Origin of the sequence: Bradyrhizobium huanghuaihaiense (genome assembly GCF_007830635.1) — a bacterium.
Lineage (GTDB): Bacteria > Pseudomonadota > Alphaproteobacteria > Rhizobiales > Xanthobacteraceae > Bradyrhizobium > Bradyrhizobium huanghuaihaiense.
Genome location: NZ_VLLA01000037.1, coordinates 1 through 25,397 on the forward strand (window position 1 = coordinate 1; position 25,397 = coordinate 25,397).

General features: G+C 65.4%; 20 protein-coding genes and 1 pseudogene. 8 read left to right on the plus strand and 13 right to left on the minus strand.

Going from position 1 to position 25,397, the window contains the following annotated elements; translation table 11 throughout:
* Window positions 1–145 precede the first annotated feature (145 nt).
* Window positions 146–1,093 (minus strand): alpha/beta fold hydrolase, encoded by a 948-nt coding sequence (locus tag IQ16_RS39585; protein ID WP_018648528.1) that lies wholly within the window; start codon window positions 1,091–1,093, stop codon window positions 146–148.
* Between the two features lie 220 nt (window positions 1,094–1,313).
* Here IQ16_RS39585 and IQ16_RS39590 point away from each other — a divergent pair, with 220 nt between their 5' ends.
* Both IQ16_RS39590 and IQ16_RS39595 read left to right on the plus strand, forming a co-directional pair.
* On the plus strand, window positions 1,314–1,778 hold the full coding sequence (locus IQ16_RS39590) for an Hsp20 family protein (RefSeq protein WP_026312913.1): 465 nt from the start codon (window positions 1,314–1,316) through the stop codon (window positions 1,776–1,778).
* Window positions 1,779–2,113: 335 nt separating this feature from the next.
* The gene (locus IQ16_RS39595; RefSeq protein WP_026312914.1) at window positions 2,114–2,884 is read left to right on the plus strand and encodes an alpha/beta fold hydrolase; all 771 of its coding nucleotides are present in this window, start codon (window positions 2,114–2,116) and stop codon (window positions 2,882–2,884) included.
* Between the two features lie 231 nt (window positions 2,885–3,115).
* Here IQ16_RS39595 and IQ16_RS39600 read toward each other — a convergent pair whose 3' ends face one another.
* On the minus strand, window positions 3,116–3,904 hold the full coding sequence (locus tag IQ16_RS39600) for a hypothetical protein (protein ID WP_018648531.1): 789 nt from the start codon (window positions 3,902–3,904) through the stop codon (window positions 3,116–3,118).
* 492 nt (window positions 3,905–4,396) lie between these two features.
* On the opposite strand from IQ16_RS39600, the gene gltB reads away from it, so the two are divergent.
* Both gltB and IQ16_RS39610 read left to right on the plus strand, forming a co-directional pair.
* Window positions 4,397–9,130 (plus strand): glutamate synthase large subunit, encoded by a 4,734-nt coding sequence (gene gltB / locus IQ16_RS39605; RefSeq protein ID WP_018648532.1) that lies wholly within the window; start codon window positions 4,397–4,399, stop codon window positions 9,128–9,130.
* A gap of 145 nt (window positions 9,131–9,275) precedes the next feature.
* Window positions 9,276–10,727, plus strand: a complete 1,452-nt coding sequence (locus IQ16_RS39610; protein ID WP_018648533.1) for a glutamate synthase subunit beta — start codon at window positions 9,276–9,278, stop codon at window positions 10,725–10,727.
* 178 nt (window positions 10,728–10,905) lie between these two features.
* Here IQ16_RS39610 and IQ16_RS39615 read toward each other — a convergent pair whose 3' ends face one another.
* The gene (locus IQ16_RS39615) at window positions 10,906–12,648 is read right to left on the minus strand and encodes an outer membrane beta-barrel protein (protein ID WP_018648534.1); all 1,743 of its coding nucleotides are present in this window, start codon (window positions 12,646–12,648) and stop codon (window positions 10,906–10,908) included.
* A 193-nt stretch (window positions 12,649–12,841) separates the two neighbouring features.
* Between IQ16_RS39615 and IQ16_RS39620 the strand changes: the two genes are divergently transcribed.
* Window positions 12,842–13,849, plus strand: a complete 1,008-nt coding sequence (locus IQ16_RS39620; RefSeq protein WP_026312915.1) for a KpsF/GutQ family sugar-phosphate isomerase — start codon at window positions 12,842–12,844, stop codon at window positions 13,847–13,849.
* Between the two features lie 120 nt (window positions 13,850–13,969).
* On the opposite strand, the gene IQ16_RS39625 is transcribed toward IQ16_RS39620, so the two are convergent.
* Window positions 13,970–14,539 (minus strand): carboxymuconolactone decarboxylase family protein, encoded by a 570-nt coding sequence (locus IQ16_RS39625; protein WP_018648536.1) that lies wholly within the window; start codon window positions 14,537–14,539, stop codon window positions 13,970–13,972.
* 72 nt (window positions 14,540–14,611) lie between these two features.
* Here IQ16_RS39625 and IQ16_RS39630 point away from each other — a divergent pair, with 72 nt between their 5' ends.
* Window positions 14,612–14,950, plus strand: coding sequence for a winged helix-turn-helix transcriptional regulator (locus IQ16_RS39630; protein WP_018648537.1), 339 nt, complete (start codon window positions 14,612–14,614; stop codon window positions 14,948–14,950).
* 111 nt (window positions 14,951–15,061) lie between these two features.
* On the opposite strand, the gene IQ16_RS39635 is transcribed toward IQ16_RS39630, so the two are convergent.
* From IQ16_RS39635 to hemH, 5 genes are all read right to left on the minus strand, one after another.
* The gene (locus IQ16_RS39635) at window positions 15,062–15,505 is read right to left on the minus strand and encodes an NfeD family protein (RefSeq protein ID WP_018648538.1); all 444 of its coding nucleotides are present in this window, start codon (window positions 15,503–15,505) and stop codon (window positions 15,062–15,064) included.
* 54 nt (window positions 15,506–15,559) lie between these two features.
* Window positions 15,560–16,564, minus strand: coding sequence for an SPFH domain-containing protein (locus tag IQ16_RS39640; protein WP_018648539.1), 1,005 nt, complete (start codon window positions 16,562–16,564; stop codon window positions 15,560–15,562).
* A 201-nt stretch (window positions 16,565–16,765) separates the two neighbouring features.
* A complete protein-coding gene (locus IQ16_RS39645; protein ID WP_244636049.1) occupies window positions 16,766–17,293 on the minus strand; it encodes a hypothetical protein in 528 nt (175 codons plus the stop codon).
* Between the two features lie 116 nt (window positions 17,294–17,409).
* Window positions 17,410–18,387 carry an ABC transporter substrate-binding protein gene (locus IQ16_RS39650; protein ID WP_018648541.1) on the minus strand — a complete coding sequence of 326 codons (978 nt, stop codon included), beginning with the start codon at window positions 18,385–18,387 and terminating at the stop codon, window positions 17,410–17,412.
* Window positions 18,388–18,398: 11 nt separating this feature from the next.
* Window positions 18,399–19,436, minus strand: a complete 1,038-nt coding sequence (gene hemH / locus IQ16_RS39655) for a ferrochelatase (RefSeq protein WP_018648542.1) — start codon at window positions 19,434–19,436, stop codon at window positions 18,399–18,401.
* An 82-nt stretch (window positions 19,437–19,518) separates the two neighbouring features.
* Between hemH and IQ16_RS39660 the strand changes: the two are divergent.
* Window positions 19,519–19,916 (plus strand): annotated as a pseudogene (locus IQ16_RS39660) (MAPEG family protein).
* Between the two features lie 7 nt (window positions 19,917–19,923).
* On the opposite strand, the gene IQ16_RS39665 reads toward IQ16_RS39660, so the two are convergent.
* From IQ16_RS39665 to IQ16_RS39680, 4 genes are all read right to left on the minus strand, one after another.
* Window positions 19,924–20,361 carry an acyl-CoA thioesterase gene (locus tag IQ16_RS39665; RefSeq protein ID WP_018648544.1) on the minus strand — a complete coding sequence of 146 codons (438 nt, stop codon included), beginning with the start codon at window positions 20,359–20,361 and terminating at the stop codon, window positions 19,924–19,926.
* A 222-nt stretch (window positions 20,362–20,583) separates the two neighbouring features.
* Window positions 20,584–21,708: a nickel/cobalt transporter gene (locus IQ16_RS39670; protein WP_018648545.1), complete on the minus strand. Its 1,125-nt coding sequence runs from the start codon at window positions 21,706–21,708 to the stop codon at window positions 20,584–20,586.
* Window positions 21,705–22,343 (minus strand): DUF1007 family protein, encoded by a 639-nt coding sequence (locus IQ16_RS39675; protein WP_145832146.1) that lies wholly within the window; start codon window positions 22,341–22,343, stop codon window positions 21,705–21,707. The genes IQ16_RS39670 and IQ16_RS39675 overlap by 4 nt, the downstream gene beginning before the upstream one ends.
* On the minus strand, window positions 22,343–24,424 hold the full coding sequence (locus tag IQ16_RS39680) for a M3 family metallopeptidase (RefSeq protein ID WP_018648547.1): 2,082 nt from the start codon (window positions 24,422–24,424) through the stop codon (window positions 22,343–22,345). Before IQ16_RS39680 ends, IQ16_RS39675 begins: the two co-directional genes overlap by 1 nt.
* Before the next feature lie 137 nt (window positions 24,425–24,561).
* On the opposite strand from IQ16_RS39680, the gene IQ16_RS39685 reads away from it, so the two are divergent.
* Window positions 24,562–24,816, plus strand: coding sequence for a hypothetical protein (locus IQ16_RS39685; RefSeq protein WP_018648548.1), 255 nt, complete (start codon window positions 24,562–24,564; stop codon window positions 24,814–24,816).
* Window positions 24,817–25,397 lie beyond the last annotated feature (581 nt).

The following is a 25,397-nucleotide window of genomic DNA, read 5'->3' on the forward strand; positions in this document are numbered from 1 at the left end:
CTGGCTGAGATATCTCTTGTGCCTGTTCCTGGCCCAGCTATGGCGCACGCTCGCCCGGCCAGCCTCGATCAATCCGGCTTCTTAACGGACGACGACGGAGAATGAGGAACACTCCGCCAGTTCTCACCGGCCCTGTGGAGCCCTCTCACTTGAACAGCGGAGTCCCCGGCACGAAGGCGTCGAAGGCGGCCCAGAACTGGGAGCGGTAGCGGTCCTGCTCCTGCAGGATCTCGTGCTTGGCGCCGGCGATCACGAGATGGGAGCCGGCACGCAGATGGTAGGCGAACTCCTCGATCGCCGCGGTCGAGACCACGGTGTCGCTGGAGGCCGCCAGCATCAGGATCGGCTGGCGGATCTCGGAGGGGTAGTTCATGCCCTTGAAGGTCTGCATGGCACGGAAGGCGGTGTCGGCCCACGCAACCGTGGGTGACGCCAGCCCGAGCGTCGGATCCTCCTCCAGGATCGCGGCGTTGCGCGCGTAGCGCACGGGATCGCTGGTCAGGGGATTGTTGATGAAGGGGTCGAGCCCGGTGATGCGGTCGCTGCCGCCGGGGACGTAGCGGCCGCCCATCCCCATCAGGCGCATCGTTCTCAGCAGCGCCCGCGCGGGAAACGCGGTGGTGCGGCCGGGCAGGTCGATCATCGGCGCCGACAGCACCATGCGGTCGAACCAGCGCTTGCCGGCATGCGCCACGCGCAGCAACACCGTGCCGCCCATGGAGTGGGCGAGCGCGAAGAAGGGGGGCGGGCAATCCGGCAGCACCACCTGCTGCACGAAGGTCTCGACGTCGATCTCGAAATCGGAGAAGTCGCGCACATAGCCCTTGCGCGGATCGCGCAGGCGCCGCGAGGAATGGCCCTGCCCGCGCCAGTCGATCATCGCCACCGCAAAGCCGCGATCGCGCAAATCGCGCACGGTCTCGAAATATTTCTCGATCTGCTCGCTGCGCCCGGTGAAGACGCAGACCGTGCCTTTGCGATTCGCCGGCGGCGCCCAGCGGGCAAAGCGCAGCTCAGCGCCATCGGGGGTCTTGATGGTGCCGCTGACGACGTTTTCGGGAACGGGGTTGGACGGGATCGAGAGCAGCGTCATGATTGGGAAGGGCTGGGCGCGAAGTGCTGCAAATCAAGGGGCGGGAGCGCCGAAAAGGCGCCTATCCCGCCCTCTTGAACGCCGTCTCACCCCACCCATATCACTTTCGTGCAGGCCGCTACCAGTGTTTCGGAACCGGAACATCAGGCTGCACACAGAACTAAAGCCCGGCCCGATGGCGGGCGGGTTACCCAACAGTCGCTCAATGGAGGACTTGACCATGCGAACCTACGATCTCACCCCCTTTTATCGTTCCACCGTCGGCTTCGACCGTCTCTTCAACCTGCTCGACCAGGCCAGCTCTGACGGCAGCCCCGGCTATCCCCCCTACAACATCGAGCGCACCGGCGAGAACGCCTACCGCATCACCGTCGCGGTCTCGGGCTTTGCCAAGGACGAGCTCTCCATCGTCGCGAAGGAAAACACGCTGACGATCAAGGGCGAGAAGGTCGCCAATGAGAACTCGAAATCCGAAGTGCTCTATCGCGGCATCGCCGCGCGTGCCTTCGAGCGCGCCTTCCAGCTTGCCGACTTCGTGCAGGTGAAGGACGCCTCGCTCGAGAACGGCCTGCTTCACGTCGATCTCGTCCGCGAGATTCCCGAAGCCAAGAAGCCGCGCCAGATCGCGATCAACACCAGCGCCCCGAAGGCGCAGGTGATCGAGAACTCGGCACAAGCCGCCTAAGCAGCACGCGACTTCCAGGTTGCGAAAACGCCCCGGTGCCCCGGGGCGTTTTTTCGTTTGGCCCAACTCCTTCCCCGGTGTCGTCCTGGCGAAAGCCAGGACCCATACCGCGAGGTCTGTCGAACGGACTCGGTAGGAGTACCGAACGACTGGTCTTCGCCAAACATCTCCCTGGGGTAATGGGTCCTGGCTTTCGCCAGGACGACGCCGGTTCCTGGGCGGCCTTCCTGCCGAACATTGCCTGTTGCACCGCATCACAGAGCGGTGAGCAGCGTAACGCCGCCATCGCGCGCTCCGTCCTTTGGGCATCGAACCCAAGAACACGGAGAACGATGATGACTTTCTGGCGCAGCCTTTTCGTCGCCGCGAGCCTGCTGGCGGCCCCTCTCAGCCTCGCTCATGCGCAGACACAGCAAACGGTGAAGGCGAAGAACGTCGTGCTGGTGCACGGCGCCTGGGCCGACGGCTCGAGCTGGTCGGAGGTGATCCCGATCCTTCAGGCCGCAGGCCTGCACGTGACCGCCGTGCAGAATCCGCTGTCGTCCCTCGCCGACTCCGTCGAGGCGACAAAGCGCGCGCTGGCCGAGCAGGACGGGCCGACCGTGCTGGTCGCGCATTCCTGGGGCGGCACCGTGATCAGCCAGGTCGGCACCGACCCGAAGGTCACCGGGCTCGTCTATGTCGCCGCACGCGCGCCCGATGCGAACGAGGATTTCGTCGCGCTGTCGAAGCAGTTTCCGACCGGCCCGGTGCGCGCCGGCATCGTCGAGCGCGACGGCTACACCAAGCTGTCGGAAGAGTCCTTCCTGAAATATTTCGCCAATGGCGTGAAGCCGGAGCAGGCCAAAGAACTCTATGCCGTGCAATGGCCGACGGCGACCTCGATCTTCGCCGGCCGAACCACGGAGGCGGCATGGCATAGCAAGCCGAGCTGGTACGCGGTGTCGAAGAACGACTACACCATCAATCCCGATCTCGAACGCTTCCTCGCCAAGCGCATGAACGCCACCACGGTCGAGCTCGACGCCGGCCACCTCTCGCTGGTGTCGCATCCGAAGGACGTGGCGAATTTGATCCTGGACGCGGCGGGGTATCCGCGGAGCTGAGGTGATTGCGTGAATGCAAAAGGCGCCTGCAATCTCAGGCGCCTTTTGTTTTGCTCTGTTCTCTCCCCAACGTCGTCCCGGCGAAGGCCGGGACCCGTAACCACAGGGAGAAGTTTGGCGAAGAGTCGGAGTTCGGTACTCCCACCGCGCCCAATCGATGCACCTCGCGGTATGGGTCCCGGCCTTCGCCGGGACGACACCGTTCGTGTGGTTGCGCTCTCGCGTCCGATACTAATCCAGCCCCTGCGCCGCCGGCATCTCCTGCGTCGGCTGGATCGTCGGAGCGGGCTTGGCCTCGCCGACGGTTGGCGCGGTGGCTTGCGGCGCGGCCTCGGCGGGCTTTGCCTGCACGGCGGCAGTCTGCTGCGGAGCTTGCGCCTGCGCAGGTTGAGCCTGTGGTGCCTGCGCCTGCTGTGCCACCGGCTCGGCCGGCTTCACCGCCGCGACCGGCGCCTCGCCGCGCGGCGGAGCTGCCTTGGGCAGCGGCACGGTGCGCTTGGCAACATGCGGGATTGGAGCCGGCGGGCGCGGCGGGCCGCTGCGGATCATGGTCGGCGGCGGCAGCGCGGTTTGCGGGCCGTAAGGGCCGACCGCGCGCTCCTCATAGGGCGGCGCCATGCCGTAGGCATCGGCGGCCGGCATGAAGCGGATGATCCGGCCGTCGCGGGCGTCGATCACCAGCCGGCCGTCGTCGCCGCGGCGGTCGATCACCGCAATGGTGTAGACGCTGCCGCGCAGCCGCGGAATGCCGAGCGGCGAGAAGCCGTTGTCGCGCAGCACCGCGTAAACCTCGGTCGGCGGCAACAGTGCCGCAACCGGGCCACGCTCCTCGTAGCCATAGCCGTAACCGTAGCGCGGCGGCGGAGGCGGCGCGGCTTCCGGCGGCGCATAGGGGCCGTCGAAATCCGACACCGCGATCATGGCCCCTCCCGTAATACCGTTCGCGGGAACTTGCGCTTGAGCCGTGCTTGCGGCCAGCGCCAGCGCGGCGGCGGCGACACATCCTGTGAAAAACTTCATGGTCGAGACGCTCCTGTCAGGCCCCGCGTGGAGTGCGCTCTTTCGCTTCTTGCGGCGTGACGCGCCTTCCGAAGGGCCGATCCGAAGCTTCCTTGGGGATTTCGGCGTCCACAGGGCCGGATCGGGGCGCGTTTGCTTCAAAACCGGGGCCGCGCAACTTTCGGAAAGCGATTGATTGACATATCGGGAATCGGGACTTCCGCGCGCTTGTGTGGTAGACAAAAATTTGGCAAGGTGATGGTTAGGACAGGAAAGCTGTCTTAAATTTGCTTGCGGTTCCGGCACAGGGATTGCAACGAAAGTCGGTGCTCTCGAGCACCAAGAAGGCAAACAGGCAAAGCCGTTCTCGGGGACGTAGAACGCCTAGGCCTGAATTTAAGAAAATGCGGCTCGCAACGGACGAGCGGTGACCCAGAGGCGGGTGCCGCGGAACGCCCAAGGTGCGCCGACGAGAGCGGTGAGGCAGCTTGCCGCATGGAGAGGACAGGAACAATGAACGGGTCGCAATTCGAGCGCGCAAACATCGTGGCAGAAGAGCTGTCGGCGACGGTCGCCTCGAAAACGACCGATCCGATTCAGGAGCACAATTCGCGCCCGCCGGCCGAAGGTCTGTACGATCCGAGCCTGGAGAAGGACTCTTGCGGCGTCGGCTTCATCGCCAACATCAAGGGCAAGAAATCGCACGAGATCGTCTCGGACGCGCTCAGCATCCTCTGCAACCTCGAGCATCGCGGCGCCGTCGGCGCCGACCCGCGCGCCGGTGACGGCGCCGGCATCCTGGTGCAGATCCCGCACGCCTTCTTCAGCCGCAAGGCCAAGGAGCTGGGCTTCACGCTGCCGGCGCCCGGCGAATACGCCATCGGCGCGCTGTTCATGCCGCGCGACACCGCCTGGCGCAACGTCATCAAGAGCATCATCGCCGACCAGATCAAGGAAGAGGGTCTGACCCTGCTCGGCTGGCGCGACGTGCCGACCGACAATTCCTCGCTCGGCGTCACCGTGAAGCCGACCGAGCCCGCCTGCATGCAGGTGTTCATCGGCCGCAACGGCACCGCCAAGACCGAGGACGAGTTCGAGCGCCGGCTCTACATCCTGCGCAAGTCGATCTCGCAGGCGATCTACCAGCGCCGCGACCGCGGCCTCGCCGGCTATTACCCCTGCTCGATGTCCTGCCGCACCGTGATCTACAAGGGCATGTTCCTCGCCGACCAGCTCGGCAAGTACTATCCCGACCTGCACGAGGCTGACTTCGAGAGCGCGCTCGCGCTCGTTCACCAGCGCTTCTCGACCAACACCTTCCCGGCGTGGTCGCTGGCGCATCCCTATCGCATGATCGCGCATAACGGCGAGATCAACACGCTGCGCGGCAACGTCAACTGGATGGCGGCGCGCCAGGCCTCGGTGAGCTCCGAGCTCTACGGCAAGGACATCAACCGGCTTTGGCCCATCTCTTACGAAGGCCAGTCGGACACCGCCTGCTTCGACAACGCGCTCGAATTCCTGGTGCAGGGCGGCTACTCGCTGCCGCACGCCGTCATGATGATGATTCCGGAGGCGTGGGCCGGCAATCCCTTGATGGATGAGAAGCGCCGCGCCTTCTACGAATATCATGCCGCGCTGATGGAGCCGTGGGACGGCCCCGCCGCGATCGCCTTCACCGACGGCCGCCAGATCGGCGCCACGCTCGACCGCAACGGATTGCGGCCGGCGCGCTATCTCGTGACCAAGGACGACCGCATCGTGATGGCGTCCGAGATGGGCGTGCTGACCATCCCCGAGGACCAGATCATCACCAAGTGGCGCCTGCAGCCCGGCAAGATGCTGCTGGTCGACCTCGAGCAGGGCCGCCTGATCCCGGACGACGAGATCAAGGCCGAGCTCGCCAAGAGCCATCCCTACAAGGAGTGGCTGGAGCGGACCCAGATCGTGCTGGAAGAGCTGCCGAAGGTTCCGACCACCGGCGTGCGCTCGAACCTGTCGCTGCTCGATCGCCAGCAGGCGTTCGGCTACAGCCAGGAAGACATCACCATCCTGATGACGCCGATGGCGGCCACCGGCGAAGAAGCCGCCGGCTCGATGGGCAACGACACGCCGATCTCGGCGCTGTCGGACAAGGCCAAGCCGCTGTTCACCTACTTCAAGCAGAACTTCGCGCAGGTCACCAACCCGCCGATCGACCCGATCCGCGAGGAGCTGGTGATGAGCCTCGTCTCGATCATCGGACCGCGGCCGAACCTGTTCGACCTGCAGGGTATGGCGACGACCAAGCGCCTCGAAGTGCGCCAGCCGATCCTGACCGATGCGGATCTCGAGAAGATCCGCTCGATCTCCGACGTCGCCGAGTCGCACTTCAAGTCGCGGACGCTGGACACCACCTTCCACGCCGGTCTCGGCGCGGCCGGCATGGACCAGGTGCTGGACGAGCTCTGCGCGCGCGCCGAAAGCGCAGTGCGCGAGGGCGTCAACATCATCATCCTGTCCGACCGCATGGTCGGCACCGACCGGGTGCCGATCCCGGCACTGCTGGCCTGCGCCGCCGTGCATCATCATCTGATCCGCGTCGGACTGCGCACCTCGGTCGGTCTGGTCGTCGAATCCGGCGAGCCGCGCGAAGTGCATCACTTCGCCTGCCTCGCGGGCTACGGCGCCGAAGCGATCAATCCTTACCTCGCGTTCGAGACCATCATCGCGATGAAGGACCGCCTGCCCGGCTCGCTCGACGACTACGAGATCGTCAAGCGCTACATCAAGTCGATCGGCAAGGGCCTGCTCAAGGTGATGTCCAAGATGGGCATCTCGACCTACCAGTCCTATTGCGGCGCGCAGATCTTCGACGCCGTCGGCCTCAAGGCGGATTTCGTGTCGAAGTTCTTCGCCGGCACGCATACCCGCGTCGAGGGCGTCGGTCTTGCCGAGATCGCGGAAGAAGCCGTGCGCCGCCATGCCGACGCGTTCGGCGAGGCGCAGGTCTACAAGAGCGCGCTCGACGTCGGCGGCGAATATGCCTATCGCAGCCGCGGCGAGGACCATGCCTGGACCGCCGAGTCGGTCTCGCTGCTGCAGCACGCCGCGCGCGGCAATTCGCAGGAGCGCTATCGCGCCTTCGCCAAGATCCTCAACGAGCAGTCGGAGCGTTTGCTGACGCTGCGCGGCCTGTTCCGGATCAAGAACGCCGAGGAAGAGAAGCGCAAGCCGATCCCGCTCGACCAGGTCGAGCCGGCCAAGGACATCGTCAAGCGTTTCGCCACCGGTGCCATGAGCTTCGGCTCGATCTCGCGCGAGGCACACACCACGCTCGCGATCGCCATGAACCGGATCGGCGGCAAGTCGAACACCGGCGAAGGCGGCGAGGAAGCCGACCGCTTCAAGCCGATGCCGAACGGCGATTCCATGCGCTCGGCGATCAAGCAGGTCGCCTCCGGCCGCTTCGGCGTCACCACGGAGTATCTCGTCAACTCCGACATGATGCAGATCAAGATGGCGCAGGGCGCCAAGCCCGGCGAAGGCGGCCAGCTGCCCGGCCACAAGGTCGACGCCACCATCGCCAAGGTGCGTCACTCGACCCCGGGCGTCGGCCTGATCTCGCCGCCGCCGCATCACGACATCTACTCGATCGAGGATCTGGCGCAGCTCATCTACGACCTCAAGAACGTCAACCCGACAGGCGACGTTTCGGTCAAGCTCGTCTCCGAGATCGGCGTCGGCACGGTGGCCGCGGGCGTTGCCAAGGCGCGCGCCGACCATGTCACCATCGCGGGCTTCGAGGGCGGCACCGGCGCTTCGCCGCTGACCTCGATCAAGCACGCCGGCAGCCCGTGGGAAATCGGCCTTGCCGAAACCCATCAGACGCTGGTGCGCGAGCGGCTGCGCAGCCGCATCGTGGTCCAGGTCGACGGCGGCTTCCGCACCGGCCGTGACGTCGTGATCGGTGCGCTCCTGGGCGCCGACGAGTTCGGCTTTGCCACCGCCCCCTTGATTGCGGCCGGCTGCATCATGATGCGCAAGTGCCATCTCAACACCTGCCCGGTCGGCGTCGCGACCCAGGACCCCGTCCTGCGCAAGCGTTTCACCGGCCAGCCCGAGCACGTGATCAACTACTTCTTCTTCGTTGCGGAAGAAGTCCGCGAGATCATGGCGAGCCTCGGCTTCCGCACCTTCAATGAGATGGTCGGCCAGGTTCAGCTGCTCGACCAGACCCGTCTGGTTGCTCACTGGAAGGCCAAGGGGCTCGACTTCTCGAAGCTGTTCGTCAAGCAGAAGGAAGAGAAGGGCCAGAAGATCTATCACTCCGAGCGCCAGAACCATCATCTGGAGGCGGTGCTCGACCGCACGCTGATCGAGAAGGCGACGCCTGCGCTCGACCGCGGCGCGCCGGTGAAGATCGAGGCCAGGATCAACAGCACCAACCGCTCCGCGGGTGCGATGCTGTCGGGCGCGGTCGCCAAGATCTACGGCCATGCCGGCCTGCCGCACGACACCATCCATGTCGGCCTCAAGGGCACTGCCGGCCAGGCCTTCGGCGCGTGGCTGGCGCAGGGCGTCACCTTCGAGCTCGAAGGTGAAGCCAACGACTATGTCGGCAAGGGCCTCTCGGGCGGCAAGATCATCGTCAAGCCGCCTGCCAACAGCGGCATCGTGCCGGAAGAGAGCATCATCGTCGGCAACACCGTGATGTACGGCGCGATCCAGGGCGAGTGCTACTTCCGCGGCGTCGCCGGCGAGCGTTTTGCCGTGCGTAACTCGGGCGCGGTCGCCGTGGTCGAGGGCGCAGGCGATCATTGCTGCGAATACATGACCGGCGGCATCGTGGTCGTGCTCGGCAAGACCGGGCGCAACTTCGCGGCCGGCATGTCCGGCGGCATCGCCTATGTGCTCGATGAGACCGGCGGCTTCGACAAGCTGTGCAATCTCAGCATGGTCGAGCTCGAGCCGGTCTTGTCAGAAGAGCTGATCAACGCCGGCACCTATAACCACGCCGGTGACCTCGAGGCGCATGGCCGGGTCGACGTGTTCAAGAACCTGCTCGCCTCCGACGTCGAGCGGCTGCACGTCCTGATCTCGCGCCACGCCAAGGCGACCGGCTCCAAGCGCGCCACCGAGATCCTTGCCAACTGGAAGGACTGGCTGCCCAAATTCCGCAAGGTGATGCCGGTCGAGTACCGGCGCGCGCTGCGCGAAATGGCCGCCAACGCGGACGCCGAGCCGAAAATCGCGATCGGGGCGTAAGAGTATCAGCGCCCGTCATTGCGAGCGCAGCGAAGCAATCCAGACTTTCTCCTGAGCAACAGACTGGATTGCTTCGTCGCTTCGCTCCTCGCAATGACGGTTGAAGAAGCAACAAACGAATTAAGCGGCAGGGACTTCGGGTTTAATGGGCAAGATCACGGGTTTTCTGGAAATCGAACGGCACGACCGCAAGTACACCCCGGTCGCCGAGCGCGTGAAGCATTACAACGAGTTCGTCGTTCCCTTGAGCGAGCGGGAAGTGCGCGACCAGGCCGCGCGCTGCATGAACTGCGGCATTCCCTATTGCCACGGCACCGGCTCGGTTGCGCCGGGCACGCCCGGCTGTCCGGTCAACAACCAGATCCCCGACTGGAACGACCTCGTCTACCAGGGCAACTGGGAAGAAGCCTCGCGCAACCTGCACTCGACCAACAATTTCCCGGAGTTCACGGGCCGCATCTGCCCGGCGCCGTGTGAAGCGTCCTGCACGCTCAACATCGACGACAACCCGGTCACCATCAAGACCATCGAATGCGCGATCGTCGACCGCGCCTGGGACAATGGCTGGCTGAAGCCGGAAGTCGCCGCGGAGAAGACCGGCAAGAAGGTCGCCGTGATCGGCTCGGGCCCGGCCGGCATGGCCTGCGCGCAGCAGCTCGCGCGCGCCGGCCACGACGTGCATCTGTTCGAGAAGTACGCCAAGGCCGGCGGCCTGCTGCGCTACGGCATCCCCGACTTCAAGATGGAGAAGGGCGTCATCGACCGCCGCGTCAAGCAAATGGAAGGCGAAGGCGTCACCTTCCACTACAACAGCCATGTCGGCGCTGACGGCAATGTCGATCCGCGCGAGATGCTCAACGAGTACGACGCCGTGGCGCTGACCGGCGGCGCGGAAGCCCCGCGCGACCTGCCGATCCCCGGCCGCGATCTCCAGGGCATCCACTACGCCATGGACTTCCTGCCGCAGCAGAACCGCCGCGTCTCCAGCGAGCCGCTGAATGGCGTCTCCGAGATCCTCGCCAATGGCAAGCATGTCGTCGTCATCGGCGGCGGCGACACCGGCTCGGACTGCATCGGCACCTCGCTGCGCCAGGGCGCGCTGTCGGTGACCCAGCTCGAGATCATGCCCGCTCCGCCCGAGCGCGAGAACAAGGGCGTGACCTGGCCGAACTGGCCGCTGAAGATGCGCACGTCTTCGAGCCAGGCCGAAGGCGCCATCCGCGAATTCGCCGTGCTGACGCAGAAGTTTTCGGGCGAGAACGGCCAGGTCAAGAAGCTGCACTGCGTCCGCGTCGACGACAAGTTCAAGCCGATTGCCGGCACCGAGTTCGAGCTCGATGCCGAGCTCATCCTGCTCGCGATGGGCTTCGTGCACCCCGTGCACGAGGGTCTCTTGAAGCTGCTCTCGGTCGAGCTCGACCCGCGCGGCAACGTCAAGGCCAACACGCTGGACTACCAGACCTCGCGCCCCAACGTGTTCACTGCCGGCGACATGCGCCGCGGCCAGTCGCTGGTGGTCTGGGCCATCCGCGAGGGACGGTTGTGCGCAAGGTCGATCGACACGTTCCTGATGGGGAAGACGGATCTGCCGCGGTAATCTCCGCTGTCGTCCTGGCGAAAGCCAGGACCCATACTGCGGAATCCACCGATGGCAATCGGTCGTAGTACCGAACCGCCAGTCTTCGCCAAACCGCCTCCTGGGGTAATGGGTCCTGGCTTTCGCCAGGACGACACCTGAGAGCTTGGCTACGCCTGTGCCTACGAACAGGCAGCGCTTAATTCTGCAACCTCACCCCGACCATCACCACTGTCCCCTGCGAGCTCGACCCCGCCTGGTTCGAATCCAGGATGTCGTGCCGCAGCGTGCCCTTGATCCAGACGTTGCGGTTGAGCTTGTAGATCAGGTTGCCTTCGAGCGAGTAGGTTTTGTCGTTGCGGTTCTGGTTCTGGTAGTCGTACGTGCCGTAGGTGAACTTGCCGATGGCGGTGAGCCAGCGGCGGAAGTCGTGGTCGACTTCGGCGGCGTAGGTGTGCACGAGCACGCCGGATGAGCCGGGGACCGTGGTCTCGTTGATCTGCGTGTCGGTGAAGAACTTCACCGTGGTGAGGCCGCTCGCATTCCAGATCAGCGAGCCCGCGGTGAGGAAGCCCGCGAGCTGGCTAAGGCGCGGATCGACATAGTTGCGCGCGGAATAGCCGACCGAGATCTCACCCGTCAGGATGCGCGAGAATTCGAAGGACGAGCCGACCTTGGCGTAGCCGCCGTTTGAATCGCGGAAGAAGCCGTTGCGGTCGGCGGCCTGGTCGTGGACGCGGGTGTCGCCCTGGATTTCGACGAACGGCTTCAGGCCCGGCTTCAGATCGTAAGAGAAGCGGCCGACGCCGCCATACTGGTTGAAGTCGCGGTCGTTGTTGCTGAAGGTCGAGCCGTCGGTGAGCTTTGAATCTGTGTAGGCGGTGCGATCGACGGTGGCGCCGGCGGCGACCTGGAAGCGGTTGAAGGTCTGGTCGAAGCCGATCGTCGTGCCGTAGGTGGCATAGACCGGATATTTCTGCAGGCCGGCCTGCACGTTGGGGCTGCCGGGATTGTCGGTGGCGAGCCGCAGGCGCAGCTGCGAGGTCAGCTTGAGATCCCGGCTGACGTCGACGCGGCCGTCAACATGGCCGGTGAAGTCGGGGCGATCGATCTCGACCGGCGATGGCGAGGCAAAGCCGTTGATCGTCGCCGGCATGTTGTTGGTGTAGCCCGAGAACGAGCCGCGCAAATCCGCGACCAGCGCGTGGCGCTCCCAGTCGGACGCGACAAGGAGATCAGGCGCGACGACATAGACCGGCGATCCCACCGGCTTGTTCAAGCGCGCCGGGTTGGTGTCGTAGCCGGTCGAGAGCTCGAGCCCGCCCTTGATCAGGAAGCTGCCGGCGTAATCGCCGACCGCGCCGAACGCATCGTCATCAGCCTTGAGGCGACGGCGCAGCGGCTGGCCGGGCACATTGCCGGCCATCGCCGGGGCGACCGGCGTCTTGTGCGCATTCTCGGACGGCGGCGGAGCGATGCGCGGCGGACCCAGCGTCCTGACCGGCGTTGCCGGCGGCGGCGGCGAGCCGGGGCCGAGCGCGCGCTTCGGCTTCGGCTGGCCGGGATAGAGCTTTGGCTGCTGGCGCTTGCGGTTCAACGAGTCGTAACCGGAGCCGCTGGCGCCATTGGCGGCGGGCAGGCCGTAAGTCGGTACCTGGCCGACACGGGAGGTTGCCGGCGCCTGCTGGCTCCTGCGCGGATCGGCATTGGGATCGGGCAGCGCCGGCAGCGCGTCCGAGGGCGCCTGCGGCACGGCCGCCGTGCGGCGCGTCGGCAGCGTGTCGGGCGAGGCAAAGCCGCCGCGGTTGGGATTGAACAGGTCGGGCGTGAGGCTCTGGGCCGCTGCCGGGGCGCTGCCGAGGGCCGTCAGCGCGAGGCACGGCAAAGCGGCGCGCAGGAAATGCGCGCGTTTGCTCCGGCCCCTGCCTGGAGACGACCCCACGATGGAATAACTCCAACGAAATCAAACACTTTCAAGACGGTCTCCAACCGGCTGGCGGGAACCCATCGTTAATGGAGTTAAAACAATTATGGTTAATGACCGGTTGAGGGCATTAGGGCTCTCGTCGCCTCAAGAGCCGCGGCGTGCTAAGCAGGCGCCAACGGGCGAACGCCCCTCCTCCCTGGACCTGGACATGCCGAGTTCGAAACCGCTGATGACCCAATCATCCGGCTCCGCCCCCGATAGCGTCGAATCCGCGCTCCGCACGCTGGAGACGGAGAGCGGCGGCATCAACGCCCTCGCCGCCGCGTTGCGCGGCCCGCTGGGCGCGACCTTCGCCAAGGCGGTCGAGCTGATCCGCAACGCCAAGGGCCGCGTCATCGTCACCGGGCTCGGCAAGTCCGGCCACATGGCGCGCAAGATCGCGGCAACGCTGGCCTCGACCGGCACGCCGGCCTTCTTCGTCCACACCGCGGAAGCCGCCCATGGCGACCTCGGCATGATCACCACCGATGACGTCATCATGGCGCTGTCCTGGTCCGGCGAGCAGCCGGAGATGAAGACGCTCGTGAACTATTCGGCGCGCTTTGCGATCCCGATGATCGCGGTGACGTCGAACGCTTCGTCCTCGCTCGGCCAGGCCGCCGACATCGTGATCGAGCTGCCCAAGGCGCGCGAGGCCTGCCCGCACAATCTGGCGCCGACCACCTCGACCATGATGCAGGTCGCGATCGGCGATGCCATCGCGATCGCGCTGCTCGAAGGCCGTGGCTTCACCGCGCTGGAGTTCGCGCATTTCCACCCCGGCGGCAAGCTGGGCGCGATGCTGAAATTCGTCCGCGACTACATGCGCACGGGCGCGGAGATCCCGCTCAAGCCTGAAGGCACCAAGATGTCGGACGCCGTGGTCGAGATGTCGGCCAAGGGGCTCGGCTGCGTCTGCATCGTCAACGATGCGGGCGAGGCCGTCGGCATCATCACCGACGGCGATTTGCGCCGCCACATGCGGCCCGACCTTCTGACCGTGACGGTCGACGAGATCATGACCAGGCAGCCGAAGTCCGTGCCGCCCTCGATGCTCGCGAGCGAGATGATCGAGGTGCTGAACACCCGCAAGATCACGACGCTGCTGGTGACCGAGGCGGACAAGGTGGTGGGCATCGTGCATCTGCACGATCTGCTGCGCGCGGGCGTGGCGTAGGCTCCTGCCGTCGTTCCGGGGCGCCCAAAGGGCGAACCCGGAACGTCGAGATTCCGGGTTCGCGACTTCGTCGCGCCCCGGAATGACAGCGACGGTACAGCGCACCCGCAATGACGGCGGTTAGAGCGGCGCCGGAAACCGCGCCGCGTTCTCCTCCAGCGGCAGCCGCAGCCCGTTCGCCAGATACGACACCGTGCGATAGAAGCCGCACAGGAGCATGATCTCCAGAATGTGCGCCTCGTCGCAATGCGCCGAGAGCGCGGCGAACTCCTCGTCGCTCAACGTCGCGCGGTGATGCAGCGCGTCGACGGCCGCGATCAGCGCCTGCTCGGCCGGTGCCCAGCAGGCAGACGTCGCATCGCCCAGCACCGTGGCGCGCACTTCCTCCTCGCTGAGCTTTGCCGGCCCGGCAAAAATCGCGACATGCACGCCCCATTCATATTCGCATCTGTTGAGCGCACAGGTGCGGTCGATGACGATCTCGCGCTGGCGCAAAGACAGCGGCCCGGGATCGAGCAGTCCGCCGGCGCGGAACTTGTCCCAGGCGCGCGTGTGGCCTGCCATCACCCGGAACAGCACCAGCGGCGGCGCGCCGCGCATGATGCGGTCGAACTGCGCCTGGATCTCCGGGGGATAAGGCGGGGTGAGCGGGCCAATGCGCGGCATGGCCTGGGACACGGCGGAAGACATGGGTGGTCTCCGTTGCTACAATTATCATAGCAATACGCTACACTATTTGTAGCACGACGCAAGGGACCGCCGATGGCGAAACAGGCCGACTCAAAGACACGCAGCGTCCGCGGTTCGCGCACCGGGCGGCCGATCATGGCGCTGCTCGACCTGCTCGGCCGGCGCTGGAGCTTGCGGATATTATGGGAGTTGCGCGAGGAGCCCCTCACCTCGCGCGCCCTGCGCACCGCCTGCGACGAAGCTTCGCCCACGGTGCTGCAAGCGCGGCTGACGGAGCTGCGCGAAGCGGGATTCGTGGAGCTCGGCGACGGTGGAGGTTACGGGCTGACGGCGATGGGGCGGGAATTGTGCGAGACCTTCATGCCGCTGCACCGGTTTGCGGAGCGGTGGCGCAGCAAGAGCGGTGCCTGAGTTTCGCGATGTCGTCCCAACAGACTCGTCATTGCGAGCGAAGCGAAGCAATCCAGACTGTCTCCGCGGAAAGATTCCGGATTGCTTCGCTTCGCTCGCAATGACGGCGGGCTACGCCGCCGCGACCGTCAGGTTCGCACCGTCGACCTGCACCACCTTGACCCGCGTGCCCGCGGGCGTATCGGGGCCGGCAACACGCCACACCGTATCGCCGATGCGCACGGTGCCGCTGCCGTCGATGATCGGCTTCTCCAGCGTGAACTCGCGCCCGAGCAGCGCCTCGGTGCGCTTGTTGAGGAACGGGCTTGCACTCTCATCCACCTTCGGCCGGGCGAGGCGGCGCCAGACCGGGACGGCGGCGGCTGCGAACACCGCGAACATCACGAGCTGGATCTGCCAGGACAGAAGGACGGCGAACGAGATCAGGCCCACCAGCAAAGCAGCCAGCCCGAGCCAGAACAGGAAGACGCCCGGCGCCATCGTCTCCAGCGCCATCAGGATGAAGCCGAAGATCAGCCAGTTCCAGGTGCCGAGCGATACGAACATGTCGGTCATGACACGACCTCTGAATATTGGCGCATGCCCTTGTCGCAAGGCATGCGCCGGTGACTATCCCTGCCGCGGCGGTACCGCCGGCGGCGTGCCGCCGGTCGGCGGCACCGAGCCGGTCCGGCGCGCGGCGGCGGCCGCGGACGCCGCGCTTTCGCCGAACGTCGCCTTCGCGATCTCGCCGATGCCGGCGAGCGAGCCGAGCATGCTCGTCGCCTCCATTGGCAGCATGATGATCTTCTGGTTCGGCGCGTCGGCGAACTGGCCGAACGCCTTGATATATTTGTCGGCGATGAAATAGTTCAACGCGGCGATATCGCCCTTGGAAATGGCTTCCGACACCGCCTGCGTCGCCTTGGCTTCGGCCTCGGCCAGACGCTCGCGCGCCTCGGCGTCGCGGAAGGCGGCCTCACGGCGGCCTTCGGCCTGGAGGATCTGGCCCTGCTTGGCGCCCTCGGCGCGCAGGATCTCGGACTGGCGCTGGCCTTCGGCAGCGAGAATGTCGGCGCGCTTGACGCGCTCGGCCTTCATCTGCCGGCCCATGGCTTCGACGAGGTCGGCCGGCGGCACGATGTCCTTGATCTCGATGCGGTTGACCTTGACGCCCCAGGGCGAGACCGCGGCGTCGACGACGCGCAAGAGGCGCTCGTTGATCTCGTCGCGGTGCGACAGCACCTGGTCGAGATCCATCGAGCCCATCACCGAGCGGATGTTGGTCATGGTCAGGACCGTGATCGCCTGGTTGAGGTTGGCGACCTCGTAGCTCGCTTTCGCAGCATCGAACACCTGGAAGAAGGCAACGCCGTCCACCGTCACGGTGGCGTTGTCCTTGGTGATGACCTCCTGCTCGGGAATGTCGATCACCTGCTCCATCATGTTGATCTTGCGTCCGACGCGATCGAAATAGGGCACGATCAAATTGAGCCCGGGGCTCAGCGTCTGGGTGTACTTGCCAAACCGCTCGATGGTCCAGTCATAGCCCTGCGGCACCGTCTTCACGCCGGCAAGCAGCGTGACGATGACGAGCAAGACCAGAACAATCGCGAAAATGTCGAAACCGCTCATAACTCCTCCAAGGCGGAAAGGAAGCCGGGAAAAGGCCCTTTCCGGCGCTGTCATTGGTCGGGATCACAACCCTACCGGTTCAGCGGTCGCAATTCACGTCGGTTTGCCGCGATAATTCCGCAAGAACGGCGGCGGATGAATTTATTTGAACGGACCGGACGACGGCCATTGAAAAACGGCGGCGGCCACCCAACGGCCGATCTAGTTGGACCAGCCGAAATTGACCGGCTTCAGCCCGGCGAGCTCAGGCCGCTCCTTGCGCAGCTTCGCCAGCTGGACGGCCGTCGGCCTCGTCTCGAAATTGCGGGACTGCCCCGGAAAGACGGTCGCCACATAGTACAGTCCGGGCGAAGGGATATCGATCTTGGGCGTACGCACCGGCACGAATCCCATCGATACACCATTCGGGAGATAGGTGCCCGGGCGGCCCGTGGTCGTATAGTTCTGCAGCTCGAGCCCGGTCGTTCCGACCGCGACCGGAATGGCGACGAACCCGTCCGGGGCAAGGCTGATCCCGCGCGCATTGATCGCCGGAAAACCGCTGTGAACGACCTGAAGATAGTTGATCGTCTCGCTGCCGCCGTTTCCGACCACGAGTATGGCCGCATCGCCCTTGACGGCACTCCCGGCCCGCACCGCGTCCGGATACATGGTGGACGCTACATCGCCGGTCGTATTGCAGCCTGCGAGCGCGCAGGCCGCGACAACGACAAATACCCATCCCCGCATTGATAAAAACTCGCCCCTTGTGCCGTCCGTCGCAGCCATCGAATGGCGACAGACTCCCCACGCCACTATGTCAGACCCCTGCGGTCTTCTCCAGAAGGAGAGTAGCAGCGCCGATATTATTCAACCACGGTGTTGGCGATCGCCAGCAACGACGGCGAGATCACCAGCTCGAGCGACTTGGCTGTCTTCAAGTTGACCACCAGCTCGAACTTGGTGGGGTTCTGGACCGGCAGGTCGGCCGGCTGCGCGCCCTTCAGGATGCGGTCGATGTAGGAAGCGGCGCGCCGGAGCTGCTCGGTGCTGTCGGTGCTGTAGGACATCAGCCCGCCCTCCTCGACGAAGGTCCGGCTCCAGAAAACCGCCGGCACGCGCGCCTGCCCGATCGCCGCCAGCAGCGGCGCGCGGTTGGCCATGGTGAAGAAGTCCGGCAGGATCAGCAGGCCGCCGTCCTGCCGCGAAGCCAGCGCCGCGATCGAGGCGGTGTCATGGACCGGCGCGGGCTCGACCGTCACGTGAAGCGTCCGTGCGGCGTCCTCGATCGTGCGCAGCATCAGGGGCGCGAACGGCGCGGTGGCGGGGTTGTAGACGACGAAGACGCGGAACACTTTTGGCGTGACCTGCGTCAGCATCTCCAGCCATTTGCCGGCCAGCGGGCCGTCGTAATCGGTGAAGCCGGTGATGTTGCCGCCGGGATGCGCGAGGTTCTGGACAAAGCCCTGGCTGACGGGATCGGTGACGACAGCGAACACGATCGGGATCGTCGTGGTGCGCCGGCGCAGCTCTTCGACCGAGGGCGTGCCGACCGCGAGCAGGATGTCGGGCTTGAGCGCGATCAACTCGTCGGCGAGCCCGGCGATCCGCGCACGGTCGCCGGCGCCGCTGCGCCAATCGATCCTGAGATTGTCGTGCTCCTTCCAGCCGTGGCGGCCGAGCGCTTCGACCAGGATGGCGCTGCGCGTCTGGCCGATCACATCGTCGGCGGCGGTGACCGAGAGTACGCCGAGCCTGCGCGTTGCGTTCGGCTGCTGCGCCAGCACCGGGCCCGGCAGCGCGGCGATCATCCCAAGAAGCGCCAGGCAGTCGCGGCGATTCATGGGGCGAACCATCAGATCCAACCCTGGAGCTCGCGCAGCACCAGGGTGCGGATCACGTCCATGCCGGGTTCAGTGTCGTTGAGGCAGGGGATCGCGGAAAACTGCTCGCCGCCATTGTGCTTGAAGATCTCGGCATTCTCCTGCGCGATCTCCTCCAGCGTCTCCAGGCAGTCGGCGGAAAAGCCGGGCGTCACCACCGCGATGCGGCGCACGCCTTCTTTCGCCAGCCGCTCCATGGTCTTGTCGGTGTAGGGCTGGAGCCACTCGTCATTGCCGAAGCGCGACTGGAAGGTCAGCAGCAGTTTTGTCTCGTCCATGCCGAGGCGACGGCGCAGCGCTTCGGTGGTGGCGATGCAGTGCTGCTGATAGGGATCGCCCTTGTCGACATAGGATTTCGGCATGCCGTGGAAGGACGCGACGATCAGCTCGGGCTTGAACGGGAGCGTTGCCAGATGCGTCTCGATCGAAACAGCGAGCGCCTCGATATAGGCGGCATCCTCGTAGTAAGGCGGCGTCACCCGCAGCGTCGGCTGGTTGCGCAGCTGCGCGAGCACGCGGAACACCTCGTCGCAGACGGTGGCCGAGGTCGAGGCGGAATATTGCGGATAGAGCGGCACGGCGAGGATGCGCTCGCAACCCTCAGCGATCAGCGCGTCGATGCCCGACTTGATCGAAGGATTGCCGTAGCGCATCGCCCAGTCCACGACGACGTTGCTGCGATCCGACAGCGCAGCCGCGAGCTTGTCGGCTTGCGACCGCGTGATGGTCTTCAGAGGCGACTCGTTCTTCTCGGTGTTCCAGATCTTGCGGTAGTCGAGCGCCTTGGTGCGAGGACGGCTGCGCAGGATGATCCCGTTCAGCACCAGCTTCCAGACCAGACCCTGGTCCTCGATGACGCGGGCGTCCGAGAGGAACTCCTTCAGATAGACCCGGACGCCGGGCGCGTCGGCCGTATCGGGCGTGCCGAGATTGACCAGGAGCACGCCGACGCGCGGCAGGGCGGATCGGGTGGCCGATTTCGCAGTCTCGAGGGGGACGACGCTGTTCATGGCTCGTTGGGTCGCGCGTTGGTCCGAACTTGTCAAGATGAGGGCGGTTTCGCTAGGGTCGCACCCAAGCGGGGGAGGGACGATGACGCTCGCTGAATGGTGCGTATTCGGGGCGCTGCTGCTTTATCTGTCCACGATCGCCTCGATCAAATGGATCAGGTTTCGCCGCTTCGACAATTCACGGCCGCGCGACCCCGCCTTCTATGAGGACGCCATCGCGCAGCGCGCGCTGGGGGCCCACCAGAACGGCATCGAGACTTCCCGTTCTTCGCCTTCGCGGTGCTGCTCGCCGAATTCCGGGACTCGCCGCAGCGGCTGATCGACGAGCTTGCGGCGCTGTTCCTGATCGTGCGGATCGCCTATGTGCTGACCTATCTCGGCAACCGACCGACGCTGCGCTCGATCCTCTGGAGCATCGGCTTTGCGATCAATCTCGGGATCTTCTTCATGCCGGCGCTGAAGCGGTTTCTGCCGGTGTGAGGCCGCCTCACGCCGAAAGATGGCGTTCCCGCGTGGCGATCAGTGCTCGCATTGATGCCGGGATCGTGACCGGGCGATGGGTCTGCTGGTCGGTGTAGACCCACACGATCTCGCCGGTCACCAGTGCGTCCGCGCCACCTTTCTGGAAAATGGCAAGCTCGAAGACGAGGCTCGAATTGCCGATCCGCGCCACGCGTGCACCGACATCGAGCTCCCAGTCGAACCTAACAGGCGCCTTGTATTCGATCAGCGACTTCACGACATGGAAATCGATGCCGGTCGCCTTTGCGTCCGCATACTGGTCGTAGCCCAGCGCGCGGAAGTATTCGGTGATGGTGGTGTCGAAATAGGTCAGGTAATGCGCGTTGAAGACGACGCCCTGGCCGTCGATCTCGGAATAGCGCACCCGGAAGGGGTGAAAGAACCAGAATTGTTCGCGCGACATCGAATCCCCCGGGACGTTCTTGTTGGTTTGAGCAACTGAATAGCGGACTGGAGGGAGTTGGCAAGTCACGGCTCTCGTGTCCCGGACGCGGTGCAGCGCTCTTGCGCTGCTCCGCAGAGCCGGGACCCAGAAGGCCGCGCCCCTGCAGGAAGAGATGGGCCCCGGCTCTGCAGCGCATCGTCGAAGGGACGCTGCGCTGCGTCCGGGGCACGAGAGTTGGGCTCAGAAACACGTCGTCCGTTCGGCCGCGATGTAGCCGAACAACAGGCCCGCGCCGAACAGCAGCACGAGGGCGGCGGCGCCGAACTCGATGCCGCGCACGAACAGCGCGCCGCCGCCGTCGCGGCCTGCGCTGAGGCGCGCGGCGACGTCCTTGGCGGAAACGGCGATAACAGCGATGGCCGCGACCGTGATCGCGGTGCCGAGCCCCATCAGCAAGGTGGCGGCAATGCCGGCCCAGAACAGGCCCTGGGCGAGCGCAAACACCAGCACCAGGATCGCACCCGAGCAGGGCCGGATGCCGACGGTGAGGATCGCCGCAAAGCCGCGCCGCCAGCCGCCGGGGCCGGCGAGCTCGCTCGGGGTGGGCCCGTGGGAATGGCCGCAATGCTCGTCATGGACGTGGCCGTGCCCGTGGTGGGCGTGGTCGTGGGCATGGGCATGATCGTGGTGATGATGATCCTGCTCATGATGGTCATGCGCATCGCGATGATGGTGATGGCCGTGATCATGATGGTCATGCGGCACGCCTGCCGTCGCCGGCACCGGCTGGGCCGCCGGCAGCGCGCGGAGGAAGGTGCGACCCTTGACCCAGACGAGGCGCAGGCCGAACAGCGCGATCAGGGCGTAGCTCGCGATCTCGATCATCCCTTCCGCCTTGCACATGGTCTTGGCGGTCGCATTCAGGATCCAGGCCGAAATGCCGACGATCAGGATTGCCACCAGCGACTGCATCAGCGCCGAGGCAAAGGACAGCGCGATGCCGCGCCGCGCGGTCTCGCGGTTGGCGACGAGATAGGAGGCGATCACCGCCTTGCCATGGCCGGGACCGGCGGCGTGGAAGATGCCATAGGCGAACGAGATGAACAGCAGCGTCCACACCGCCGAGCCGTCGGACTTCGCGGCGCGGATGGTCGACGACATCTGCCGATAGAATTCCGACTGCTTGGCCAGGAGCCAGCCAATCAGGCCGCCGGCCTCGGGTTCGGCCGCCTGCGCGGGGCGCGGCGCGCCAAAGGGGTTTTGCGCGAGCAGATCGTGAAGCGCGGCATCGGCCGCGACCATGACCAGCAGAACGGCAGCGCAGGCGATCAGCCCGCGGGTGAGCGGGGAGAGATGCTGCTTCAAGGGCAATCCACCGTGATCTTGTTGGCGAACATCATGCCGAAATTGCTGTTCTCGCCGTTCAGGAAGGTCTGCTCGTTGAGCTTCTGGGCGGTGGCCGAGCCGTCGCTCGGCCGGTCCAGCTTCATCTGGCAACCCGCGGGCGCTCCGACCAGCTTGACCGGGTTGTCCTTGGCCATCTGGAAGTCGATGAAGAAGGAGCGGTCGAACACTTCGAGCACCAGCTGCCTGGGCTTGACCGGGTTCTTCAGCGGCAGCGTGAAGTGCAGGGTCAGGACCGTGTCCTTGTAGTCGAGGAAATAGTCGACCGGCTCGTTGAAGCGCTCCTTCTTGCCGTCGGCTTTTGCGAAGGTGAAATAGGCATATTCCTTCAGCGACTCGACATTGGTCTGCGCCAGCGGCCCGAGCTCCTCGCGCGTATAGGCACCCTTGGTCTTGCTCTCGAGCCCCTGCACCGCATAGGCCGAGAACATGTCGTCGAACGTCCAGGCGTGGCGGACGCCGGTGATGCTGCCGTCGGCGGCATAGAGCAGCTCGCTGGTCGCGGTGATCCAGACATGCGGATGCGCGCTCGCCGCACCCGCCGCGAGCGTCATCGCGGCAGCGAGCAGCAGACCTAACAGGCGGCGCATGCGCATCAGGCCGCCTTGGCGTCGTCGAGCAGGCCGCGGCGGCGGAGCAGCGCGTCGGGCTCCGGCGGGCGGCCGCGGAAGGCCTCGTAGGCAGCTTCCGGATCGACCGATCCGCCGCTCGAATAGATGTCGTCATGCAGGCGCTTTGCCACGGCAGGATCGAAGATGTCGCCGGCCTCCTCGAACGCGCCGAAGGCGTCGGCGTCCATCACCTCGGACCACATGTAGCTGTAATAGCCGGCGGCATAGTGGTCGCCGGTAAAGATGTGACCGAACTGCGTGGGACGGTGACGCAGCGCGATCTCCTCGGGCATGCCGATCTTCTCCAGCTCCTTTTTCTCGAAGGCGCGGACATCCTGCGCGGCGGCGGCCGGCTGGGTGTGGAATTCGAGATCGACCAGCGCCGAGGAGACGAACTCGACCGTGGCAAAGCCCTGGTTGAATTTTCGCGCGGCCAGGAAGCGCTGGAGCAGGTCATCGGGCAGCGGCTCGCCGGTCTGGTAGTGACGGGCGAATTTCTGGAGCACCTCGGGCCGCTCCTGCCAGTGCTCGTAGAGCTGGGACGGCAGCTCGACGAAATCGGTGAACACTGACGTGCCCGACAGCGAGGGATAGGTCACGTTGGAGAGCATGCCGTGCAGCCCGTGGCCGAACTCGTGGAACAAGGTGCGGGCGTCGTCGGGCGACAGCAGCGAAGGCTCGCCGTCGGCGCCCTTGGCGAAATTGCAGATGTTGAGAACAAGCGGCGCCACGTCGCCATCGAGCTTCTGCTGGTCGCGCAGCGAGGTCATCCAGGCGCCGGAGCGCTTCGACGGCCGGGCGAAGTAGTCGCCGTAGAACAGCGCCTTGTGCTTGCCGTCCGGCCCCTTCATCTCCCAGACCCGAACGTCGGGGTGCCAGACCGGGACGTCCTTGCGCTCCTCGAAGGTAACGCCGAACAGGCGCGTGGCGCAGTCGAAGGCAGCGGCGATCATGTGGTCGAGGGCGAGGTATGGCTTGATCGCGGAATCGTCGAAATTGGCGCGCTGCAGGCGCAGCTTTTCGGCGTAGAAGCGCCAGTCCCAGGGGGCGAGCTTGAAATTGCCACCCTCTTCCGTGATCAGCGCCTGCATCTCGTCGCGGTCGGCGAGCGCCCGGGCGCGGGCCGGCTTCCAGACCCGCTCCAAAAGGCTCCGCACCGCCTCCGGTGTCTTGGCCATGGAATCCTCGAGCCGGTAGGCGGCGTAGGTTGGGTAGCCCAGGAGGTTGGCGCTCTCCTCGCGCAGCTTCAGGACCTCGACGATGGTCGTGTTGTTGTCGTTGGCATTGCCGTTGTCGCCGCGGGCGATGAAGGCCTTGTAGACCTTCTCGCGCAGGTCGCGCCGGGCCGAGCTCTTCAGGAACGTTTCGACCGAGGAACGCGACAGCGTGACGATGGCCTTGCCGGCCATGCCGCGCTCTTCCGCCGCAGCCCTGGCGGCAGCGACAAAGCTCTCCGGCAGGCCCTGGCGGTCGGCCTCCCCGAGCTCCATGAACCAGTCCTGCTCGTCGCCGAGCAGATGATGGCTGAAGCCGGTGCCGAGCTGGGCCAGCCTCTCGTTGATCTCGGCCATCCGGGTCTTGGCCTCCTCCGAGAGGCCGGCGCCGGCGCGGTGGAAGCGGGTGTAGGTGCGCTCCAGCAGGCGGAGCTGCTCGGGAGACAGGCCGAGATTGGCGCGGTTCTCGTGCAGCTGGGCTATGCGACCAAACAGCACGGCGTTCATCATGATCGGATTCCAGTGCCGCGCCATCCGCAAGGAGACCTCCTTGTCGATCTCCAGGATGGCCGGGTTGGAATGCGCCGAGACGAGGTCATAGAACACCGCCGCGACCTTGCTCAGCAGCTTGCCGGAGCGCTCCAGCGCCGTGATCGTGTTGGCGAAGTCGGCCGCAGCGGGATCATTGGTGATGGCCGCGATCTCGGCGGAGTGATCGGCAAAAGCCTGCTCGAAGGCCGGCAGGAAGTGCTCCGGCTTGAACTCGTCGAAGGGCGGGGTCGCAAACGGCGTCACCCAGGCCTTCAGCAGCGGATTGATCTCGGAGTCCGTGGTTTGGCGGGGTTCTGACATCGCAAGTCCCGATTTTTGTGGCTCGATTGTTGCGGCCAGCTATAGCACGCGATGGGGCTTTTTTGAGCCATTTGGCCTTGCTCCCGGGCGCCTTTTCGGGGAGATTGCGGCCCTCGAAGACAGGACCCCTGAGCCCCATGAACGCGCCTTCCTCGTCGTCCCGCCAGATCGTCTGGCCCAGCGTCATCACCGTCATCAGCGCCGCCATCCTGATCGGCGCGGAGGTGTTCGGCGCGGCCTTTGCCGGCGGCTGGGCGCTCGCGATCCTGTTCGGTCTCGGCGATCAAGGCGCCCACATCCTGCAGGCCGTGCTGTTCGCGCTCGGCGTGCTCGTGATGACCGCCTTCATCCGCGGTGCTCAACGCGTCGAGCCCTTCACGAAGCGCGGCTGACGCTTCGCGCGCGTGAGCAACACGCGCAGCGCAGCGAAAACTTAACGCTCGTTCATCTTCAGCGTCGCTCGCGCAACAGCGCGCAAGCAGACGTTAGGCAATTCTGTCCGCAGCCTAAAAAAATTCTTGCGAACCAGAGTCAAAACGCTTATGTGCGGACTTGCCCAATTTCGCACGTGCCTGTGGTCGTGTGTCAGTCGGTAGGTATCCGGACAAGAGGCCGGACAGCCGCCAAGGGGTGAAGAAGCCGAGGGGCTCTTCGGAAGTGCGGAAGTCGAGGACTGAAAAGTCGAACGACCGAAGCAAACCCGGAGCGTCCAGCATCTCTCTCAAAGAGATGCCTAGTCGAAGGTGACTTCGCTCTTTGCAACCGTGACTGGCAGCCGGAGGCGAACCGGCGCACCCCGCTCTCAACGGGGGACGCGACTTAAAGCAACGACGGATCGGGCTTTTTTGGTCTCTACCGGCATTCCAACGCCGGCGCGGGCTACTGAAAAGGCTTGTCCTTCATTGCCAGGTGTGCGGGCGGGAATCTCTCCCAACCAATCCACGGCAGCACAGTCTGGTTTGAGTTTTTTGGC